Origin of the sequence: Veillonella atypica, assembly GCF_041431435.1 — a bacterium.
GTDB classification, from domain to species: Bacteria; Bacillota; Negativicutes; order Veillonellales; family Veillonellaceae; genus Veillonella; species Veillonella atypica.
Map to the genome: position 1 here is coordinate 480,126 of NZ_JAPVXV010000001.1, position 19,735 is coordinate 499,860.

The window sequence follows — 19,735 nt, forward strand, 5'->3', positions numbered from 1 at the left end:
GAGCCTTCACACGTAAAATAGCGACTAGTTGATCACATGGTATCAATTAGTCGCTATTTCTTTATCATCAGAATATCGTCCGATATAGTATACAGTTTTGTTTTATAATTGGAATCTTGCTTTTACAATCTGCTGAGTTATCAATGCGGAGCCCATGGCTAGCGCCATTGGGAAGCACATTTCCACGGAAAATCGTGAAAGTTCTAACATGAACACACAGGATGTAAGCGGCATATTTTGTGCTAATCCCAAGAAAATTACGGCCCCTATAAATGCAGCAAAGCCAAGGTGTACAGGGCTGACCATAATACTCCACAAGGCTGCAAAGGCTAATGCCAATGTACTACCTAGCATCATGGATGGCGTAATTCGACCACCATAAGCACCAGCCATTAAGGCAAGTAACACGGCAATCCATTTAGTAGCTAATAGACCTAATGCATAATCCCATCCTACTAAATCTGTAAAGGTCAACTGATTACCAGCTTTACCATTACCGAGGATCTCTGGAAAATACATGGCCATCACCCCAATAACAGCAAATGATAAAAGAGCTATGACAATCATTTTAGGGCTTTTTCTATCAAACTTAGGTAATAAGGATTGTGTTTTATCAAACAAAACAACGCCAATAGCAATGACAGCGCCAAGGACGATAGCAAATTCTTGATAGCTACCATATAAGGGTGGTTGTGGCATCGTATACTGAACAAGATCTCCTATCCCTGCCTGACGAACGACCAATGTAGCTAGTCCACACGATAAAAGGGCTGCACTCATGGCTCGAACATTCCATGTGATAAGTAATGTCTCTAGCGTAAAAATAGCAGCTGATAAAGGAGAATTATATACGGCAGCTAAGCCTGCACCAGCAGCACAAGCAATAATAAGCGACTTGTCCTCAGGGCGCATATCAACATAGCGCAATAATCCAGACATGATACCAGCACTAGCTTCACGAGGTGCTACTTCTCGACCAAGTGGAGAACCCATGCCGACCGTGATAATTTGCAATGTAGCATGAATAAATGTGGTCAACGGAGGCATTTCTTTTGTAGAATCCTGGACAGCTTTTTTTATATCTACCAGTGGATCTCCATAACGATGGATAAGAACCCAACCTACACCGCCAACAAGACCACAGGCCAGTAAGGCTAACAATCGATGTTCAGGCGATACACGTGCCACAGCTTGACCAAACGTCAAGCCATCGGATGTCGAATAGGCATACATAAAATGTTGAATATAGTGCATTAAATGAGTATAAAAGGAACCGATTAATCCTGCCACTAATCCGACGATTATAATCAATCCTAACAATCGTTTATCTAACATAATCTTTATTTTACTCCATAGCTAGTATGACTTCACCTTGTTTCAAGGAAGATTGTACATCAATAATACGCTGATTAGAGGAGCCTCTAAACCGAAGTGATGGATCTTTTAACTCATCTACAAATCGACCATCAACAAGAATATCGATTTGTTCCACTAAGCTACGGCGAGATGGATCAGATATAATATCATCCCATACATAGCCAGAGTAAGCCCAGATAGGTTTCTCAGGCGCTGCTTCACGCACCGCTTTCACTATAGCTAGCATACCATCTACATTTTGAAATGGTTCACCGCCTAACAAGGTAAGGCCAGCACAATTAGGATCTTTTACATAAGACACAACCAGCTGTGTTTCTTTATCAGTCCATTCTTGACCAGCATTAAAATCTTGATATTCTTCATTAAAACAATTATAACAGCAATGGGTACAACCAGTTACAAATATAGATGTGCGTATACCTTCCCCATTGGCGATATCATATTGTCGGATCTGTCCATATCTCATAATAACCCCCATATTTGCCTGTGATCAACTTTGACCAAATCAAACATATAGATATATTTCAATTTATTATGTATATAGTAAAAGCTGTGCCGATGGCACAGCTTTTAACATGTTTACGATTAATAAAATTAAATATGCATTACACGATCTTTAATTTCTTTTGTACGACCTTCGTTCCAGAAGTTTTCACCAAGGTATCCACACGTACGGCGGATAACTGTTAATTTATCACGGTTTGTATTATGACAACGAGGGCATTCCCATTGATTGTCATCATTAACCTTGATTTCACCATCAAATCCGCATTCATGACAATAGTCAGATTTTGTATTGAACTCTGCATAGGAAATATTGTCGTAAATATATTTAATCATCGTCAATACTGCAGGAATATTATTGGTCATATTCGGAATTTCCGCATAGGAAATACAACCGCCAGTCGATTTCTTTTGGAATTCAGATTCAAAGGCAAATTTATCAAATACGTTAATTTCTTCACGAACGCTTACATGATAACTATTCGTATAATAACCTTTGTCCGTTACATCTTCTATAATACCAAAGCGTGCTCGGTCCAAAGAAGAGAAGCGATTTGTTAAGCTTTCAGCAGGCGTACCATAAAGGCCAAAGCCTAGATTATGTTTTTCACGCCATTCATTAATAGCTTGGTTCAAACGATCCATAATTTTCATGGCAAAAACACGACCATGTTCACCTGTATTAGATTCGCCAGTAATCAAGCGACATGCTTCATAAATGCCGATATAACCAAGGGAAATCGTCGCATAGCCACCAGTCAAAAATGGAGCGATTTTTTCACCTTTTTTAAGTCGCGCAATAGCACCATGTTGCCAGTGAATTGGGGATACATCACTTACTACATCTTTCAATAGATTGTAACGTAACATCAATGCTTTTTCAGCTAACTCAAGGCGTTTATCCAAGATTTCAAAATACTTTTCTTCACTACCGCGTGCTAAAATACCAATTTGTGGCAAATTCAAACTTACTACGCCCATGTTGAAACGGCCATCAAATTTATAATTGCCTTCTGCATCCTTCCAAGGAGATAAGAAGGAACGACATCCCATAGGGCTGAATACATTGCCTTCGTAATTTTCCTTCATCTTCTTTGCAGAAATATAATCAGGATACATGCGTTTAGCCGTACATTGAGCAGCTAATTCTGTTAAATAATAATATGGGCTATCCGGATGAACATTGTGTTCGTCTAATACATAAATCAATTTAGGGAATGCTGGTGTAATGTATACATCGGCTTCATTTTTTACACCCTTAATACGTTGACGTAAAATTTCTTCCGTAATTAATGCCGCTTCCTTAGCGTATTCATAATCCGGTTGGAAATACATAAACAATGTAACAAATGGGGATTGGCCATTTGTAGTCATCAATGTATTGATTTGGTATTGAATGGTTTGAATGCCGTCCTTTACCTCTTTACGCGTGCGTTTCCAAGCAATTTCACGAGCCTTTTCCATATTTGGTTCCATGCCGTAAATCTCAACTTGTTCTTCAATTACATTATTGAGGATTTTTTCATAAGATTTACGTACGAATGGTGCCAAAATACGGTCAATACCATTAATACTTTGACCACCATATTGGCCAGATGCAACTTGTGCAATTATTTGAGTTGTTACAGTACATGCTACTTGGAATGATTTTGGCGTGTCAATGCGCTTACCGTTAATAACTGTACCATTTGTCAACATATCTTCTAAGTTGATTAAGCAACAGTTAAACATCGGTTGGATGATATAGTCCATATCGTGGAAATGGATAGCACCGCTATCATGTGCTTCTAGTATATCTGTAGGAATCAACTTACGACGCGCAATATCCTTAGACACTTCACCAGCAATTAAATCGCGTTGTGTAGATACAATGGCAGCATCTTTATTAGAATTTTCATCAAGAACACTAACATTACTACGATCCAACAAACCGATGACATCTTCGTCAGTCGTGTTTTGGCGACGTTTGAAAGCTTGTACCGCTTTATAACCTTCATAAGCACGAGCTGTTGCAGGATTATGATACTCAATCAACTTATAGTATACTTGATCTTCTATAGCATAGATTGTCATATCCTTTTGAAGTTTTATAGCATATGCTTCAATTTCGTCAGCAATGCGTTCAGCTAAGCCAGATTCATATAACCCCGTACTACTATGTTCTGCCTTTTCAATAGCTACTGCAATTTTATGTTTATCGAAAGGTACCTTTGTACCATCCCGTTTAATGACCTGCAACATCTCGGAACCTCCCCGTTTCCCATACTCCGAATTAATTAATGTCATTACATATAAAAAAGTATGGAAAAAACCATACTCAATCTATATTATTTACTACGAAAAATACAAAATTCAATAGATTATTTCGTATTTCTAACCGCTTTCATAGTATACTATATATAGTGTTTTATTGCAATAAAAAATACAACATCATGTAAAAAAGAGTCTTTTTGCTATACTTAAACGGCATAACAAAAAAACTCTTTTTTTTATAAAGCGATTGATAGAAGTCGAGTCCAGAAATTAGGTCGTTTTCCTGCCCAATGATCCGGTACCGTAGGATAAAATACTCTATCCGCTAATAAATCGCGTTCATTTAATCGGACGTCACTAAGTAAATCTTTCTTATATTCAACATCTAGTTTAGAAATTACATCTACATAGCTACCATATTGATTGTTCATCACATCATAACCAGTACCAAAGAAGTGTATTAGACCATTCGTATATAATTCAATAGCTTTCGTATAATGCTCAGAATGATGTGTAAAAGACATAATATTACATTCAAATAAAATGCCCTTATCAACCCATTCCAATAGTTGTTCAGGTTTATTAAAGAAAAGGTCATTACGTTCCACTTCACTTATGATAGGCGTGATACCTAAGTCACATAAAGTCTGTAACCACGCATCTACATGGTATAACTTACAATCTTGTGGAATAGTAACTAACATAAAATGACTATTACCCAATACAAGTGATTCTTTATGATTGCGTATATAGTCAATCATACCATCACCTAACTCAACAACGGCACCACTATGTAATGTAACCGGTATCGCTTGTTCAGATACTACTTGTGTTAAATTTTCTACCTGCTCCACTACTGACTCAACAACGGTCTGTACATTTAGCTCATTAACCTTAGGTGTACAAAAAATATCTGTAATACCAGAACGGACTAAATCTTTAACCATTTGCACAGATTCAGCCATGGATTGAGGTCCCTTTCTATCTGTCATAGCTGGCAAAATATATGTATGTAAATCTAAAATGCGTTTCATCTTCTTCCCCATTCTCATCTTTATATCGCCCCTTACCTCGATATAAATCTCTTAAATATAATCTCTTTAATTACTCAAATTCATTTTGTATTCATATTATACCAATGAATCTATGTCTTGAAAAGTACCTATACCTAAACTTTTGATAATATTTGATTGCTTAAAATTAAAGATTATTTAATAATTTCATTTTGTTTTCACAAAAAAACAAGGCTCCTATAAATAACTCATAGAAGCCTTGTATATTTAATTAAAATCCATCTATTAACTATGCCGTATTCTTCGATAAATAGACAGTATAACTTGTACGACAGCAACACCAATGATGACGCCGGCTGTATCGATTGCTACATCGCGAATCGATGCATGTCTACCAATACTTGCAAGTTGCAAGCATTCATCCATAACGGCAATAACTAATCCTATAAAAATCACTTTAAGTCCTGCATATTCACGATTAAATTGATGCAATGCTACATACAAACATCCACCAAGTACAGCAAACTCGAACACATGCGCCATCTTGCGGACAATGCGATTTAAGGACCACATGTCACCGGTGAGACCCAGCTTATACAGAATCGGACTCAACCATTGTGTCATCTTAAGACTCAAACCATCTGAGGAAATATCATTTTGTAGCGAATTATCCCAGATAAAAAGGATAACGAGAACAACTAAAGTAAAGCTTATCCAATGTTTCTTTAACATCTACTATCACCGCCACTAATCTCGGTCAAAAATATCTCTAGTATAAACTTTATCCTTTACATCGGCCAAGGAATCATCCCAACGATTGGCTACAATCACATCACTAACACGTTTAAAATCATCAAAATTTCTAATGACTGGTGAGTGGAAAAAATCATCAGCATCTAGTGTTGGTTCATACACAACAACAGCAATCCCCTTTGCCTTAATACGCTTCATGATCCCCTGTACCGCAGAAGCCCTAAAATTATCGGAATTTGTTTTCATTGTTAATCGATAAATACCAACAATCTTAGGATCCTTACCAATGATAGCATCTGCAATGTGATCTTTTCTTGTACGATTTGCATCAACAATGGCAGATATGAGGTTTTGTGGCACATCATTGTAATTTGCCAATAGTTGTTTTGTATCCTTTGGCAAACAGTACCCGCCATATCCAAAGGAAGGATTATTATAGAAATCCCCAATACGAGGATCTAAACATACGCCATGAATAATCTCACTCGTATTTAATCCACGCACCTCTGCATAGGAATCTAGTTCATTAAAGTAAGCTACACGCAATGCTAAATAGGTATTAGCAAACAATTTTATAGCCTCTGCCTCTGTAGAACCAGTGAAACATAAAGGTATATCATCTTTAAGAGCACCTTCTGCTAATAAGTGAGCAAACGTATGCGCTCGTTCCGAATCTTCACCAACTACAATACGAGATGGATATAAATTATCATATAACGCTTTACCTTCACGTAAAAACTCAGGAGAGAAAATTATATTCTTCGTATTAAACCGTTCTCGCATCTGTTCTGTATAACCTACAGGGACTGTAGATTTAACAATCATAACCGCATCAGGATTAATATCTAAAACTGTTTTAATAACAGATTCTACGGATGATGTATCAAAAAAATTCTTTTGTGGATCATAATTGGTAGGTGTAGAAATTATAACATATTCAGCACCTGTGAAAGCTTCGTTAGGATCTAATGTAGCACGAAAATTCAGCGACTTATTCTTTAAATAGTCGGCCAACTCTGAATCAACAATAGGTGATTCTTTACGGTTAATCATATCTACCTTTTCAGGAATGATATCCAGTGCAACCACTTCATTATGTTGTGCTAATAATACGCCATTTGAAAGGCCAACATATCCCGTACCAGCTATTGCTATTTTCATTTATTTACCATCCTTCATATAAAAATCTTTATACCATATTGCAAAACGTCTTAAACCTTCTCGAAGTGTTGTACTCGGTTTAAACCCAAAATCTGTTTCTAAAGCAGATGTATCAGCATATGTAATCGGCACATCTCCAGGTTGCATCGGTACGAGTTCCTTATGGCGTTCCATGTTAAAATCTGCTGGTAACACACCAGCGTCTATTAACTCTTCCCCTAAAATCGTCACAAAGTCCAATAGATTTTCAGGACTATTATTACCGATATTATAAATTGCATATGGTGGTACTGGTAATCCATCAGCCCCATTTCTTCGTTCAGGAGCTACTTGCATAACCTTATAAACGCCTTCAACAATATCATCTATATAAGTAAAGTCACGCTTACAATTACCATAGTTAAAGATTTTAATCACTTCGCCTTTGCGCAATGTGTTAGTAAATCCAAAGTATGCCATATCAGGACGCCCTGCTGGTCCATACACAGTAAAGAACCGAAGGCCTGTACATGGGATGTTATACAACTTAGCATAGGAATAGGCTAATAATTCATTAGATTTCTTTGTAGCTGCATATAAGGACACAGGATTATCTACTTGATCATCTGTAGAATAAGGAATCTTTTTATTAGAACCATAAACGGAAGAGGATGATGCATATACAAGATGTTCAACACCTTTTGCCCCATTATCATACGAATGACGGCAACATTCTAATATATTGTAAAAGCCAATAATATTTGATTCTATATATGCGTCTGGGTTCGTAATAGAATAGCGTACACCTGCCTGTGCTGCTAAGTTCACAACTACATCCGGTTTATATCCATCAAAAATAGATTGTAAAAACTCTTTATCCGCTATATTCCCTTTTTTGAATATCCATTGATTATCATGTTTTACGGAGGAAACAATCTGTTGAAGTCTATACTCCTTTAAACTCACATCATAATAATCATTAACAGAGTCAACACCTATGATGAGGCTATTTTCAATATTATTAAAAAGCGACATAACAAGATTGGCACCTACAAATCCTGCAGCCCCAGTAATGAGAATTACCTTGTTATGTAATGATACATTTTGTAAAAGCATAGTCTGTCCTTTCCTTTAGGAACGTCTTAGTCGTGCTAAGGCGCTATCCCATATTTTAGCAAGTACAACCCTCTCCGTTGGAAATAAATACAACACAACAAGATACGAAATAAGACTGACACATATACAGAAAATCGTCCAAATCATACTATTATATAAATGCAACAAAGCATAGGAACCAATACCTATAATGGCGGAGGTAATGATATAGGCTTTAATATTAAAAATTACACGCCACGCATCCATCTTCACATACACAGCTAAGAGATATAAAAGTACACCAATCATTTGAATCCGTACTATAGAACGAGCATAGACAAATGTAGTGAAATCATATTGAACACATATGTATATAACCGGAATTAATACGATGAGATGTAACATCTGTGCAAGGAATGAAATATTGGGCATTCCCTTAGCACGAAACGCTTCAGATATTAAATATGAAATAGCGGTCACGAGAGATGAGCTTAATGCCCATGATCCTAGCACTATTCCGGCTAACTTCCACTGAGGTCCCAATAAAATTTGTACAATAAAATCTTGATATACAAACATACCAACACCTAATGGAACCAAAAATAAAGCCATATATCGTTGAAATGTTAAAAATGTTTTTTCAAACTCCTCTTTATTATGTTGATGTCGTGATAAAGCAGAGAATAAAACAGGAGCCATCGAAGATGTAGCAACAGCCATAACAGTTGTAACTATAGCTGTTGGCATCTTATAAACGCCAAGATAATATGCGTTCAAAAAATGACTAATAATGAAGGTATCTACCCATGCCGTAAGCCATATAGAGAATGCCTCCGCCAAGGACCATGCACTAAAACTGAACATATTACGAAATATAGGATACGAAAAATAGATGGATATCAATTTTTCTTGTCTCACACATAATGCAATAGCTGTAAATAGTTGTGCCACTAAAAGCCCAGCAATCAAAGACCAATAATCAAAACCTGCTAATGCCATTGGTATAGATACGAACAAAGGAGTAATGATAGTAATCATTCGTATGCTTAAGAGAAATTTGAAGTTAAAATTTCTTCTATACATTGCCATTTGAATGCTACTAAATGCACTCAATGGTAACATAGCCCCCATCACAGCTAAAGGAATACCTAATCCTTCATTGCCAACCAATGATGCTAACTCATCACGGCAGACAATGATAGCAATCCATAATACAATAGCTAGTACTATATTTGAAATAAATGCAACACTAACACTTTTCTGTTTAGCCTCTTCACTTTCAAATTCGTATTGAACAAGAAATTTCTGGAATCCCGCATCTGCTAACATTTCCGCAAATGAAATAACCATCATTATAGTGGCTAAAATACCAAATGCTGTAGGGGCCAAAATATGCGCCAATATGATATTTGTAATTGGTGTAATAAGCTTTGCTAAGATCTCCGTTATAAGTGACCACTTAGCAGCAGCTACAACTTTAGTATCCATTGATATCCAAATCCATTTAATTACGATTTATATTCTTTAAGCCTTGTAAAAATAACTCATGATGCGCTTCACATGACAAATAATTCTGTATTGCTGTAAACCCATTAATCGTTTTTGTAGGTGATTTTAAATTATGCCCAAATTTATCAATTGGTGTATCGTTATCTGTAGGAACAAAATCAGCTCCGATGTATACCTTCAAGATGTAACCACTCTCCCATTTCGTAATCAAACTCCATTGGTTCCATCTTTATAAATCCTGCGCCAGGATACAATGTTAATTCTCCAATATAAAGATGATCATTCACGTCATAAAAATCAACCCGTAAAAACGGAAAATCCTTAGATAATTGTTGGCATAATGATCTCATTTCTTCATAGTGTGGCGGTTTTTCAAATGTTTTGTTAGAGGGCTCATAATGAAGAACGGAAAGATTAATATAATTCCAATCCTCATCATAATAGTTCATACGTGTTCCACCTTTAGAAAATCGTTCAGAACAAACTACAGTTAGCTTTGGTTCTCCGTGAAAGGAATACATCTTATAGTCTAATAAATCTGCATTTCCTAACTCATCTATATACTCTTCTGCTAAAATACGGCGACGTACATTTTTATAGGGCCATTCACGAGCTATAAGATAAAAATCACGCTGTAAAGATTTATTAATAATTTGACGTGCTCCTTCTTTATCAAACTTAGACTTATCTTTACAAATTACAATACCACCACTGTCATGAGTGCATTTTAGTACAAACTGATTCGGTAATGCATCAAAATCAATTTCATCAAAAGAATCCCATACACCTAAAGTAGGAATGATGTACTTTGAGTCAATCCTATCAGCTAAATACTTTTTAGCCTCATACTTATCAACCATAGTAGTATATATGGATTTACGATCATATAATTTCATCCACTGCATCTTTTCACTAAAGGTCTGTGGATTATCTAAATTTAATGGATATCCCATATATTGAGGAAATATCCTTCGTAGAAACGCTTCATCACTTAAGGAATCATAAGCACCCATTTTTATCATCACCCGTAAACGGTAATAAGGATCAGAGATGAACCGCTTTCCCTTGGTCAAGATTGTTTGTATGTTCATGTAATTTCTTCCTTTTAGCCCGTAAAATCTGAACTTCTATAAAAAATAACATCATATAAAAGTAAGTACTTTTACTTTCATAGGAAACCAAACCCATATCCATAACTAATTGAGACATAAGAAGTATAAATACCATGACATATTCATTGCTGTGAAAATCATGATATCGTATCATGTTATAAACGAGATAGGCATACATGGAGTAGTATGTGACCACACCTATAACACCAGTACCCGCCAGTAATTCAATGTAATTATTGTGAAGGTAGTAATTTTCTCGACCGAAAATAGAGTATGTATATACCGCAGGATTATTAATCCCAACGCCTATAATTGGAGACTGATGAAATAAATCCCAACCAATATCGACTAAGGCCATGCGAACAATAGCAGAAGAATCCCCACCAGTGCCTGTGAAAGCATCTACCATGGAACTCATACGTTCTAATACTTCACTAAAAATAGGTAGCTGTAATATACCTATAAAAGCAATAATTAGTATGCTCAAATAAGCTACTAATTTAGCTAAGGAATTAACAATATTTTTACTACGAAAGCTTTTGAATACGAATAATAAAACGATACCTATAACGACAAATACCAATGCTTTCCGACTACCTGTAGCCGCCAATATACCTAATGTTGGTAATGCTATGATGTTCCACCATCGCGGTTTATCGTACATCATATAATACACGGTCATTACAATAGCATTGGCACCTAATAGTCCTACTGTATTTGCATTTAATGCGTCATTTGCTATACGAGCCGATGATGAAAGAACATTGATAAAATAATCGAGCCCATAGTAATACACCGTATAGAAACAGACAATATATCCTGTCCACATGCCGATTTTCAATAAGGAATCAACTGATTTTTCTCGCTGAAAGCACATATACAAAACAATGAGCATACAAAATATTTTTACAATATCAAAGCTTCTACTCATGGCTACAGATGGATCAAGAGCATTTAGAGAACTAAGATAGCAAACGCCTATGAATAGTAGCATATACATATGCATCCATGTAAATGACACTGTAATTCGCCCCTGGTCTCGTACGAGATAACATAGTATTAATCCAAACAAGCATACGAATAGCACATAGGCACCGTAATCTGCATCGCCGAGGGCGAACGATATGGTCAATGAAAGTACAAGAAATACTAATGTTATAAACCATATAAGACGATTAGATATGGTCGTAATATTTAACTTCAATACTGTCCCTCTTCTCTCAATATATGTACATCACAACACTAATTTTTCTATAAAATATCAATCCAACGTTTAGCAATTTTACTTAGTGGGAATGTATCTCGCACCTTGATTGCTTCAACAGATATACGTTTAGCCAACTCAGGACTTGCTAAGATGGATTTCATTTTTTCATACATCGTTTTCGTATCCCCTACAGGCACTAGTAATCCATTGACACCATCTTGAATGACCATACGCGCACCGCCTACCGGGCAATCTGTAACAACTACAGGTAGCCCCATTCCCATAGCTTCTAACATGGAGTTAGATATGCCTTCAAAGTCAGACGATGACACAAACATTGTACATGGTCGCTCTTGTTCCAAGATGTTAGTTGCGAACCCCGGTAAAAGAACTCTGTCTGCTAATCCTAAATTTGCAATTTGTTGACGAAGTTCATCCTCTAGGACACCTTGACCATAAATGACAAGTTTATATTCCTTAAACTCATCTGCCAACATGCTAAATGCATTGATCATCATAGGTAAATTCTTTTGCGGATGCAATCGACACGCGGTTACAATAATCTTTTCACGTTCTCCTTCGTAAGGTTCTGGTAAATTGCCATTAATCGGATTTGGAATGATATGCCCTCGTCTTTGTATAGAATTTGAAAAATACGATTTTGCATCTTCAGTTTGAAATACTATGGCATCAGCAAATCGAAATGCAAAGTTTCGAAGTATTTGTTGATGTTTGCCGACAGGCACCTTACGCGGATTATTTCGTTCAGAAAATACCATGCGATTTTTCACAAACCACGAACTAATAGCCAATATAAAACTGGACGCACTCAGAAATGATAAACACGTTGCATTAGGACGTTGTTTTAATATGCCAATAAGTGCTTTAATTTCTTGTAAAAATCGAAGAATCTTATTGGAACTGGTCGTATGTATTTGAATTTGCTCTATACCTTCTGGCAATGCATATTCGGTGCCATAGCGATTAGGACTTGTTTGAATAACTGTAATCTCGTGTCCATCATGATGCCATTGGCGGGCCAATTCTGTTAAAATTCGTTCAGCTCCATCATTACCGAGGGAAATCGTAACAATAATAATTTCTTTACCCATTTTGACGCTCCTCTGTGATATATTCGGCTAAACGTATATATGCGTCTTTCATTGTTACCTTTGGTTCCCATGATAGATTGCGCATCTTCCTAGAATTTAAAAACATATGAACTGTAGGCGCATAGCCAAAGGAGGACACATTTTCAGGTATATCAAAGACGACAGAAACTTTATCGCCCCCCACATGACACGCTACTAAATTGGCAATACTAGCAATACTACGAGTTTCCTCGTCATGGCACACATTATAAGCTTCGCCCATATCACCTTGGGTCATCAAAATAATAATGGCCCGCACTGCATCCGTAATATAACAGAAGTTGGACATGGAATCGCCCTTAGTATGAAGGATAATATCACGACCATCCAAGGCATGTTGGGTGAACTGCATAAACACCCGATTATCATCTAACGGCACACCAGCGCCGAAGGTCTGCGCAAGGCGAGCGATTTTAACAGGAACACCAAATTCAACAGCATAGGATTTACAATAACATTCGCACATACGCTTACTTTCAGAATAGGAACTACGAACGTTTAGATGATCTAAATATCCAATGCGATCCTCCGTCATAACTTGACCAGATTCATAAGGTATACCATACTGTTCCATGCTCGATAGATATACCATACCTAAAATCCGCTGTTCTTTTCCCAGTTCTAACATACGTTCCGTACCATGTATTGATGTACGAATCGTATCCACCGGATGTTCTACAAAATATTTAGATTTTGTAGGGGCGGCCCCATGCATAATATAGTCACATGCTACAGTTAGAGAATCTAATGGCCTATCAATAAATGTGATTGCTTGTGAATTTAGAATATCCCCAAACATAGAATGTACCTTTTCTATATTGCGCACATGGCATATGACATGTAATGAAAGATGGTAGGCATCATTGGCGGCTACTAATGAACGAGCCACCATAGAGCCTATTAAACCTGTAGCACCTGTTACAAGTATTGTCTTATCCTGAAACGCCTTAAATATATGAGAATCACCTATAATTTCTTGTATGTCTCGTTCAACAACCGTATTAATTGCCCTCACCTCCACTTTCTCTATTTTTTAATATACCTGTGAACATATAATAATCTGACGGGGTTGTAATCTTAATATTTTCAGGTTCCCCCCATACGGGGTACAATGGATACCCATAATGCATCATCATAGATGCAGAATCGATAAAATCATGAATTCCTTCAGCTATTGATGTATCATGAACTGAAAGAATATCAACGAGCCTAAAACTTTGAGGCGCTTTTGCCATCAAACATTGTTGACGATTTAAAATCGTTTTGATTTCTCCATCATCAGTAACCATAACTGTTTCAATAGCAGGAGTTACCGTAATGGCACTCCCCTTTGTTTCAACAGATCGTATATTTCTAACAATGGTAGAACGATCAACTAAAGGTCGTACACCATCATGAATTAGTACTGTTATATCATCAACACCATATAATCGTTTCACTTCAAGCAAACCGTTATATTGAGAGTCCAGTGCAGTCTCGCCACCAGGAACAATGGATACAATTTTTTGAAGGCCTTCTTTTGCTATCAGAGCCCTTGCATAATCCATCCAGTCTGACTTACACACTAATACAATGCCATCAATGAAGGGTTCTTCTTCAAAAATGGATAGTGTTTGTATCAGTATAGGCTTACCATTCCATTCAAGGAATTGCTTTGGCATTTTATCATTTTTCATACGGGATCCTACGCCACCAGCAAAGATAACTGCTATTCTTTTCATAGAACCTCCCTTAACTATTAACGATGTGTATTTACTAAATAATGAATGCCCTTGTAATTGGTATAACTACGATCCATATCGATATATACGGCATCATGCTTTGCTACACGCTGTTCCACTGGAGGCAATTGCATATAGTCGCCCCAAATCAAACGTAAGTATCGTTCATAACCAGCCATAACGGGAATTTGATGACCTTCAAATTCCTTATATACAACGTGATCAAAATCTTGGCGTGGATGGCGTAGCTTCATACCTTTCAAACTACCGATTAGTTCCGTTACTTCATGGGATGTGTCAAAATCATATTGGCTCATTTGTTTTTCTGCAAAGCGCCATATGTGATAACGCCACGAAGGTTTAGAAATCACCTTATAAATGCACCCTGCCAACATGCGATATACCTTCCCCTTGTTATCAGGCAACCGTTGTGCATTAAACAAGGCAAAGGTCATGGCCCACATTAATTGAAAGAATCGTTTGACAGTACCCTTGGGACAGCCATCGATGGGCATAATTTCAAGGGCTAATCCATGACAAATATCTTCATTCACACTATGGCGATTGATGAAAGTCGTTTCTTCATCGCGAATTGATGCACCCGCATCATGATAGATCTTATCTCTCGTTGTTCTACAATAGGTATATCGTTTATCACCGTGTATAGGCCAAAGTTCAGCCAATCTTTCATAATCAGGACGAGGCATAAAAATATCTAAATCATCATCCCAAGGGATAAACCCTTTATGTCGAATAGCTCCTATAAGACCGCCACCACATAAATAGAATCGTAGATTATGAGCATCACAAAATTCTTTAAATACTAAAAGCATATTCAATTCTTTAGCTTGTATATCATGAGCTGTTGTTTCTGCCATACTACCTTTCTAACGTATAACGGCCAATACCGTTTCCACCATAACTTTTAATTCTCCAATGAACGAGAATTCTTTAAGACTCCGTAAATTCCATTCCATCTTTGCAGGCAATACATTATGAATATAGCAATCATCAACATCATCTGCCGCATCTAACAAGATATCTTCATCCTTATACCGAATACTAGCTACACTCGTTACACCTGCAGGCAGTAACAATGTCGCTTTCATTTCATCTGTATAAGCTGCTACATACCTTGGGACCTCTGGGCGCGTACCGACAAAACTCATGGTGCCTTCCAATATATTTATCAACTGAGGCAATTCATCGAGTCGACATTTTCGCAAAGCCTGTCCTACAGATGTAACACGCATATCATCTTTAGACGTAACTTGTGCACCAAGCTGTTCAGCATTTTGTACCATAGTTCTAAACTTGTAAATTCTAAAAGATTTACCATACTGCGTGACCCGTTCTTGTCTAAAAAATACAGGGCCTTCACTATCTAGTTTTATCCATACCGCTAATAATAGAAATATGGGACTTAATACTACTAATAGAATGGCTGCCATTAAGCGATCAAATACAGACTTAAGCATTAAATCACGACGTTTGGATGCTAAGATGTCGTAATAAGGACGAATGGCTTCACATCGCATATCATCGGGCAACTCCTGCCATGATTTCCAAATCATAATGCACCTAAACATTCTTTAAATGTATGAATCACATAGCTTACCTCTTCATCTGTCAAATTAGTATGAAGGGGCAGTGTAATTTCATTTTTGAACTGATCATATGCATTCGGATAATCATCGATAGAAAATCCCAATTTTTTATAAGCCGTATGCATTGGAATTGGTTTATAATGCACATTTGTAGCAACACCTTTTTCTGCCATTCGTTCAATTAATTCATTACGTTGTTCTATGGTTGCATCATTGATACGCACTAAATATAAATGACCACTACTCATATGCTCATCCGTATAATGAGGTACTACAGATACAGGACAATCTTTAAACGCGTCATTATATCGATTAATAATTTCACGACGCCGTTCTAATAGGCCAGGATATCGTTCTAATTGGGCCAATCCAATAGCAGCCATAATATCCGTCATATTGCACTTATAATAGGTACCTTTAATATCATATTCCCAGGCCCCCATCTTAGTTTTGGCCAATGCATCCTTATCCTGACCATGTAAAGATAATAGTTGAAATTCCTTATAGAGAGCTTCATCATCAATGCCCTCTATATGATTCCACGTAGCACACCCACCTTCAGCAGTGGTAAAGTTTTTTACCGCATGAAAGGAAAAACTACTAAAGTCAGCTACATTGCCTGTATGCATCCCTTTATAGGTTGCCCCAAAAGAATGTGCACAGTCTGCGACAATTGGAATTCTACCTAAAGCACGTTGTATATCATTACTTGGTATAAATAAAGATTTTGCATCATTTACAATTGTAAATAAACGGTCATAATCACAAGGTACACCACCGATATCGACAGGAATAATGGCCTTTGTCTTATCGGTTATGGCAGCAGCCACCTTATCATAGTCCATTTCATAAGAATCAGGTGCTGTATCGATTAATACTAGTTTTGCCCCTACATGAACTACAGGACTTGCACTAGCCGTATAGGAGTAAGCACTAGTTATAACTTCATCACCTGGCCCAATACCCAATACGCGAAGAATCAGTTCTAAGGCTGCAGTTGCTGAATTTAAGCACACTGCCTTTGGCGTCCCTAAATACGTTGCAATACGTCGTTCTAATTCCTTAGTACGTGGTCCAGTTGTAATCCAACCACTTTTTAACGCTTCTACCACCTCATTGATTTCTAATTCTGTAATATCTGGAGGAGAGAAATTAATTTTCATAGCTTTCACCTATACTTTCCATTTATTCCATATCAATAAACACTGATCCGATAATAGGTACTCCAATTTGCTCTAATCGTTGTTTAGCTAATGCCATATCATCAGGTTGAACATAATCACCTTTTACAACCAAGAGAACCCCATCAGCTTTCTCAGCTATTACCAAGGCATCCGTAACACTTAACACCGATGGTGTATCCACTATGATGACATCATATTCATCACGAATGTATCCAAACACCGTAGATAATCGATGGGAATCAACCACCTCTGACGGAGATTCCACTGCAATACCACTTGTAATAAGATCTAGATGAGGCATCACATGACGATGAATCGTCAAATCTTCATCCATAATGATATGATTTGTTAATCCTTGATTTTTTACATCAAATACAACATGTTGCACTGGATTGCGTAAATTACCATCAATTAACAGCACCTTGTCATTATTCTTGGATAAAGAAATCGCTAAATTAGCGGCCACCTCCGATACACCTTCACCTGTTGTAGCAGATGTAACACACAACATTTTTCTATTTTCTGCATTACAGCGATACTGTAAATTGCTACGCAATGTTCGATAAGATTCCACAAGAGGAGTATCACCATATTCATTTGAAATTAATCGTATCGTATCCATCTTAACCTCTCACCTTGTACAACCAACGCAACACCTTATTCTTAGGTTCTTCTGTTACCGATTTTCTATGATTAGGAATGACACCTAACATTGGCACCTGTAACATATCTTCAACATCTTTTGCAGTCTGTATTCTACGATTTCGCAAGAAGTTAACTAATGTATACAAACAGCCTAAAATTAAACCGATAATAGCACTGGCAACCATAACAAGTACACGACGAGGAGCAATCGCTTTTTCTGGTAATGTAGGAGCATCGACAATTTGTACCTCATTCGGTACCATAACCTCTGCCACCTTAGCTTCTTCCAGACGTTTAGAAAGCATTTCATAAATATCTTGGGCTACATCTACATCACGCTTAGCTTGAATATACCCCCGTTCCTTTTCAGGGAGTGCTTTCATCTCATCTTCGTTATCTTTATCTAAATCAGCTAACGTAGCCGCTTTACTTTGAGCTACTGCTAAAGCAGCTTCATTTTTAAATTTATCTGTTAACAAACCTTGTTGAGCGGAGTTACTTGATGGAGCTTGCTGTGAAACAATAGCATCGATTTCCTGTTGTAAACCGGCTTGTGCTTTAGCAATCTGATCATTTACTTCCTTCATTGCAGGATGTGAATCAGTATATTTACCTACGTAACTTGCCTTACGAGCCTCTAAATCTGCTAGTTGTGATTTATAAGCTTGTACCGTTGAGCTATCTGCAATACTAGCACCTGCCGAACCTAAATCCGCATTAATGCTACCTAATGCAGCTTGCGCCGTTTCTAAATCGAGCTTATTTTGTGCCTTTTCACGATCGATTAACGTAATCTTATCTGTAAGCCCCTTCATTTGATCATTGGTAGAATAAATTTTATTATCTACTTGAAATTGTTGGAGCTTTTTCTCTGCTTCAGACAATTCCTCCTTCGCTGTTACCACTCTTTTTTGTAAAAACTCACGAGTCGCTTTTTGTTCAACTTGTGATAACTCAGCTAAACGTTTCAAAAAAGTATCAATTAATAACTGATTCGCTTCTTGTGCCTCTTCTGGGGACTTACCAGTCACGCTGACTTGTAATAACTGTGTTTCTTTATAAGGTTTTGTTTCAATGCGATTTTTAACAAATTCTTCGTAGGTTGGTAGCTTACCACTATCTTTGTCAATTTCATTGATAACGGGTTCCACAACATTACGACTTTTTAAAATCTCTGCATCGGTGTTCATCAATTGACGAGCCATCGTATCAGAGTAGCTTGGGTCACTAGATAGTACTGAATTACCTAAGCCTTGCGTCTGTTTAATACGCAACATAGCTGTAGACTGATAAGTAGATGGTGTTACGATTAGGTACGCACCACCAAGAAGAATACAAATGCCAGTCACATTTATAATTGTTCGCCGTTTTCTAACAAGAATCTTAGCTATATCTTTAATATCTATAATTTGTTCCATCCCAATACCCCTTTCAAGTAGGCATACAACACCGCGGTCTCTCTTT

18 protein-coding genes are annotated in these 19,735 nt (G+C 37.1%); all 18 read right to left on the minus strand.

The window, feature by feature from the left end:
• Positions 1–102: 102 nt before the first annotated feature.
• The gene (locus O3598_RS02285; protein ID WP_371451609.1) at positions 103–1,335 is read right to left on the minus strand and encodes a chloride channel protein; all 1,233 of its coding nucleotides are present in this window, start codon (positions 1,333–1,335) and stop codon (positions 103–105) included.
• Positions 1,336–1,345: 10 nt separating this feature from the next.
• Entirely contained in the window at positions 1,346–1,843 is a 498-nt protein-coding gene (gene nrdG / locus O3598_RS02290) for an anaerobic ribonucleoside-triphosphate reductase activating protein (RefSeq protein WP_060807106.1), read from the minus strand.
• 128 nt (positions 1,844–1,971) lie between these two features.
• Positions 1,972–4,122, minus strand: coding sequence for an anaerobic ribonucleoside-triphosphate reductase (gene nrdD / locus O3598_RS02295; protein ID WP_009660855.1), 2,151 nt, complete (start codon positions 4,120–4,122; stop codon positions 1,972–1,974).
• A 248-nt stretch (positions 4,123–4,370) separates the two neighbouring features.
• Positions 4,371–5,186, minus strand: a complete 816-nt coding sequence (locus tag O3598_RS02300; protein ID WP_371451611.1) for a CpsB/CapC family capsule biosynthesis tyrosine phosphatase — start codon at positions 5,184–5,186, stop codon at positions 4,371–4,373.
• Between the two features lie 246 nt (positions 5,187–5,432).
• On the minus strand, positions 5,433–5,879 hold the full coding sequence (locus O3598_RS02305) for a VanZ family protein (protein WP_118353338.1): 447 nt from the start codon (positions 5,877–5,879) through the stop codon (positions 5,433–5,435).
• Positions 5,880–5,894: 15 nt separating this feature from the next.
• Positions 5,895–7,061 (minus strand): nucleotide sugar dehydrogenase, encoded by a 1,167-nt coding sequence (locus tag O3598_RS02310; protein WP_005384223.1) that lies wholly within the window; start codon positions 7,059–7,061, stop codon positions 5,895–5,897.
• The gene (locus O3598_RS02315) at positions 7,062–8,156 is read right to left on the minus strand and encodes an NAD-dependent epimerase/dehydratase family protein (RefSeq protein WP_288157786.1); all 1,095 of its coding nucleotides are present in this window, start codon (positions 8,154–8,156) and stop codon (positions 7,062–7,064) included.
• A 15-nt stretch (positions 8,157–8,171) separates the two neighbouring features.
• Positions 8,172–9,623, minus strand: a complete 1,452-nt coding sequence (locus tag O3598_RS02320; protein WP_371451615.1) for a lipopolysaccharide biosynthesis protein — start codon at positions 9,621–9,623, stop codon at positions 8,172–8,174.
• A gap of 179 nt (positions 9,624–9,802) precedes the next feature.
• Positions 9,803–10,735 (minus strand): ATP-grasp fold amidoligase family protein, encoded by a 933-nt coding sequence (locus O3598_RS02325; RefSeq protein WP_287500458.1) that lies wholly within the window; start codon positions 10,733–10,735, stop codon positions 9,803–9,805.
• Entirely contained in the window at positions 10,689–11,960 is a 1,272-nt protein-coding gene (locus O3598_RS02330) for an O-antigen ligase family protein (RefSeq protein WP_005376844.1), read from the minus strand. Before O3598_RS02330 ends, O3598_RS02325 begins: the two co-directional genes overlap by 47 nt.
• A gap of 47 nt (positions 11,961–12,007) precedes the next feature.
• On the minus strand, positions 12,008–13,075 hold the full coding sequence (locus O3598_RS02335) for a glycosyltransferase (protein WP_005380787.1): 1,068 nt from the start codon (positions 13,073–13,075) through the stop codon (positions 12,008–12,010).
• Positions 13,068–14,135, minus strand: a complete 1,068-nt coding sequence (locus O3598_RS02340) for an NAD-dependent epimerase/dehydratase family protein (protein WP_371451617.1) — start codon at positions 14,133–14,135, stop codon at positions 13,068–13,070. The genes O3598_RS02335 and O3598_RS02340 overlap by 8 nt, the downstream gene beginning before the upstream one ends.
• Positions 14,116–14,835, minus strand: coding sequence for an IspD/TarI family cytidylyltransferase (locus O3598_RS02345; protein ID WP_005381038.1), 720 nt, complete (start codon positions 14,833–14,835; stop codon positions 14,116–14,118). The genes O3598_RS02340 and O3598_RS02345 overlap by 20 nt, the downstream gene beginning before the upstream one ends.
• A gap of 17 nt (positions 14,836–14,852) precedes the next feature.
• On the minus strand, positions 14,853–15,713 hold the full coding sequence (locus tag O3598_RS02350) for a LicD family protein (protein WP_005384240.1): 861 nt from the start codon (positions 15,711–15,713) through the stop codon (positions 14,853–14,855).
• A gap of 9 nt (positions 15,714–15,722) precedes the next feature.
• Positions 15,723–16,409, minus strand: coding sequence for a sugar transferase (locus tag O3598_RS02355; protein ID WP_285417585.1), 687 nt, complete (start codon positions 16,407–16,409; stop codon positions 15,723–15,725).
• Positions 16,406–17,605: a DegT/DnrJ/EryC1/StrS family aminotransferase gene (locus O3598_RS02360; RefSeq protein WP_371451619.1), complete on the minus strand. Its 1,200-nt coding sequence runs from the start codon at positions 17,603–17,605 to the stop codon at positions 16,406–16,408. The genes O3598_RS02355 and O3598_RS02360 overlap by 4 nt, the downstream gene beginning before the upstream one ends.
• A gap of 22 nt (positions 17,606–17,627) precedes the next feature.
• Positions 17,628–18,248: a CpsD/CapB family tyrosine-protein kinase gene (locus O3598_RS02365; protein WP_371451621.1), complete on the minus strand. Its 621-nt coding sequence runs from the start codon at positions 18,246–18,248 to the stop codon at positions 17,628–17,630.
• Between the two features lies 1 nt (position 18,249).
• Positions 18,250–19,689, minus strand: coding sequence for a GumC family protein (locus O3598_RS02370; RefSeq protein ID WP_371451623.1), 1,440 nt, complete (start codon positions 19,687–19,689; stop codon positions 18,250–18,252).
• Between the last annotated feature and the right edge of the window lie 46 nt (positions 19,690–19,735).